The sequence below is a fragment of the Vibrio sp. 10N.222.48.A3 genome (genome assembly GCF_041475345.1).
Classification (GTDB): domain Bacteria; phylum Pseudomonadota; class Gammaproteobacteria; order Enterobacterales; family Vibrionaceae; genus Vibrio; species Vibrio tasmaniensis_A.
The window spans coordinates 1-2,534 of record NZ_JBFRVX010000615.1; the positions used below are offsets into that span (position 1 = coordinate 1).

A 2,534-nucleotide genomic window follows, 5' to 3' on the forward strand; every position below is an offset into this window, starting at 1 on the left:
ACTTAGAGGCGTTTTTAAACGTTATTAGTTTGCCAATGCGGGTTCCGATAACTCTTGAACACAAGCTCGGCTGATGTCTTCATCAATGTAGGCCATCCCAAGTTTATTCAGATAGTCCATACGATCCGCAGTGCGAAGCTCGATGTCGGGGCCTGCAATGTTGTTGGTTTGATAAATTTCAGTGAGGTGAGACATGAATTGCTCACCCACACTCATCATCAATAGGCTCATTGCGCCCACGTCCGGCCTTACTTTGGCACGTTGCTTTTCCGATAGGTTTACCGCTAACACGATAGGCTGTTCTTCACCTTCGAAGCGAACACCTCGCTCACGAACGGTTTGCTGAGCCCAGTAGTAGGCCAGTTCTTTACTCTGTGTTAAGAAGACGGGCTCAACGGATTCTGTGTAATTATTGCCAATCGTTGCCATGGTTTTTGAAGCGGCTTCATTGAGCGCTTTGTCTCCAGAGCGCTTTAGCCCTTGACCTTGAATAGACGCGAGTAAAGCTGAAGATGTGCCGTGATACCAAGTATCACCCGTTGCGAAACCATTTTCTGATAACAGTGTTTTTGCATCTTGTAGGTGTGTCGGTATTGAAGTCATAGGCACTCTCAAAAAATAAGAATCTCAACAAATAGGAATCTGAACAAATATGTATACAGTTAGCTTAAACAGAAGTTGTTCGGTTAACCGTGGTGTGGAACACAAATCTGAGGCTTTGAGATAAAGCTGGCAGTAGTAGCTTTATCTCAAAGCCTTCCCCCGGATCTTACCTAAGTAAGAGAGAAGGGCGGGGGAGGCTTTAGCGTTAGCGATTAATCAAATTGATTAGACGTATTCGCTTCACCCGCTGCTTTTAGTGCATTTTCACCAGCAAAGTATTCTTTGTGGTCATCACCCATGTCTGAACCAGACATGTTTTGGTGTTTAACACATGCGATACCTTGGCGAATCTCTTTACGTTGAACATTAGCAACGTAGCCCAACATGCCTTGGTCACCGAAGTATTCTTTTGCAAGGTTGTCGGTAGACAGTGCTGCTGTGTGGTAAGTCGGCAGAGTAATCAAGTGGTGGAAGATACCCGCTTCGCGAGATGCGTCCGCTTGGAATGTACGAATCTTCTCGTCAGCGCTTGCAGACAGTTCAGTTTCATCGTATTCCGCACTCATTAGGCTTGCACGGTCGTAAGCTGATACATCTTTACCTTCTGCTGCCATTGCATCGTATGCTTGTTGGCGGAAGTTTAATGTCCAGTTGAATGATGGAGAGTTGTTGTAAACCAGTTTCGCATTAGGGTGAACTTCACGTACGCCGTCCATCATCTCTTTGATTTGACCGATGTGTGGTTTCTCAGTCTCAATCCAAAGAAGGTCAGCACCCGCGTTGATTGCTTCAATACAGTCGAATACACAGCGGTCTTCACCCGTACCTTCGCGGAATTGGTATAAGCCTGAAGGCAGACGCTTAGGACGAACTAGCTTGCCGTCACGATTGAAGCAAACATCACCTTCAGCCATATCTGCAACATCAATCTCTTCAACATCTAGGTATGAGTTGTAGATATCACCTTGGTCGCCAGGTTCTTTCACTACCGCGATTTCTTTTGTTAGGCCAGCACCTTGTGAATCGGTACGAGCAACAATGATGCCGTTGTCGATGCCTAGTTCAAGGAAAGCGTAACGAAGTGCGCGAAGTTTTGCGTGGAAGTCAGCATGAGGAACCGTTACTTTGCCGTCTTGGTGACCACATTGCTTCTCATCGGCTACTTGGTTTTCGATTTGTAGACAACATGCACCCGCTTCAATCATTTGCTTAGCCATTAGGTAAGTCGCTTCTGCGTTACCGAAACCTGCATCGATATCCGCAATGATTGGTACTACGTGTGTTACGTGGTTGTCGATTTTGTCTTGGATTTGGTCTTGTAGATTCACATCACCCGCTTCACGTGCTGCGTCTAGCTGACGGAACAAGCCACCTAGTTCACGAGCATCCGCTTGGCGTAGGAAGGTGTATAGCTCTTCTACTAGGCCAGCAACCGACGTTTTTTCATGCATAGATTGGTCTGGAAGTGGACCGAAGTCAGAGCGAAGTGCTGCTACCATCCAACCTGAAAGGTATAGGTAACGACGGTCTGTCTTGCCATCAAAGTGCTTCTTAATAGAAATCAGCTTTTGTTGGCCGATGAAACCATGCCAGCAACCCAGTGATTGAGTGTATTGAGAGCTGTCTTCGTCGTAAGCCGCCATGTCTGCACGCATAATATCTGCCGTGTATTGCGCAATATCCAGACCTGTTTTGAATTTGTTTTGAGCTCGCATACGAGCTGCAGATTCAGGGTTGATTGCATCCCATGGAGCACCAGCAGCGCTTTTTGCAACTTCAATCTTTTCGATATCTTGTGTAATTTGCGACATAACTATTCCTTAGTTTCACGTGGACATGTTGGCCAATTTGGCGAGGTCATTCGATTTGGATTAAATCTAACCATGGACAAAGAATAACCATGCATGTGATAATTTTGTTAATTTATAGTT

The 2,534-nt window shown here is 45.8% G+C and carries 2 protein-coding genes; both read right to left on the reverse strand.

Going from position 1 to position 2,534, the window contains the following annotated elements; translation table 11 throughout:
- Nucleotides 1–24 precede the first annotated feature (24 nt).
- Complete coding sequence (locus tag AB4653_RS17125) at nucleotides 25–603, reverse strand: hypothetical protein (protein ID WP_009845783.1); 579 nt, start codon at nucleotides 601–603, stop codon at nucleotides 25–27.
- Nucleotides 604–815: 212 nt separating this feature from the next.
- Nucleotides 816–2,414, reverse strand: coding sequence for an isocitrate lyase (locus AB4653_RS17130; protein WP_009845782.1), 1,599 nt, complete (start codon nucleotides 2,412–2,414; stop codon nucleotides 816–818).
- Nucleotides 2,415–2,534 lie beyond the last annotated feature (120 nt).

What these genes read in the sequence shown, in the direction of transcription:
- AB4653_RS17130 (WP_009845782.1), bottom strand. Translation starts at nt 2,414, where the DNA reads ATGTCGCAAATTACACAAGATATCGAAAAGATTGAAGTTGCAAAAAGC.
- AB4653_RS17125 (WP_009845783.1), bottom strand. Translation starts at nt 603, where the DNA reads ATGACTTCAATACCGACACACCTACAAGATGCAAAAACACTGTTATCA.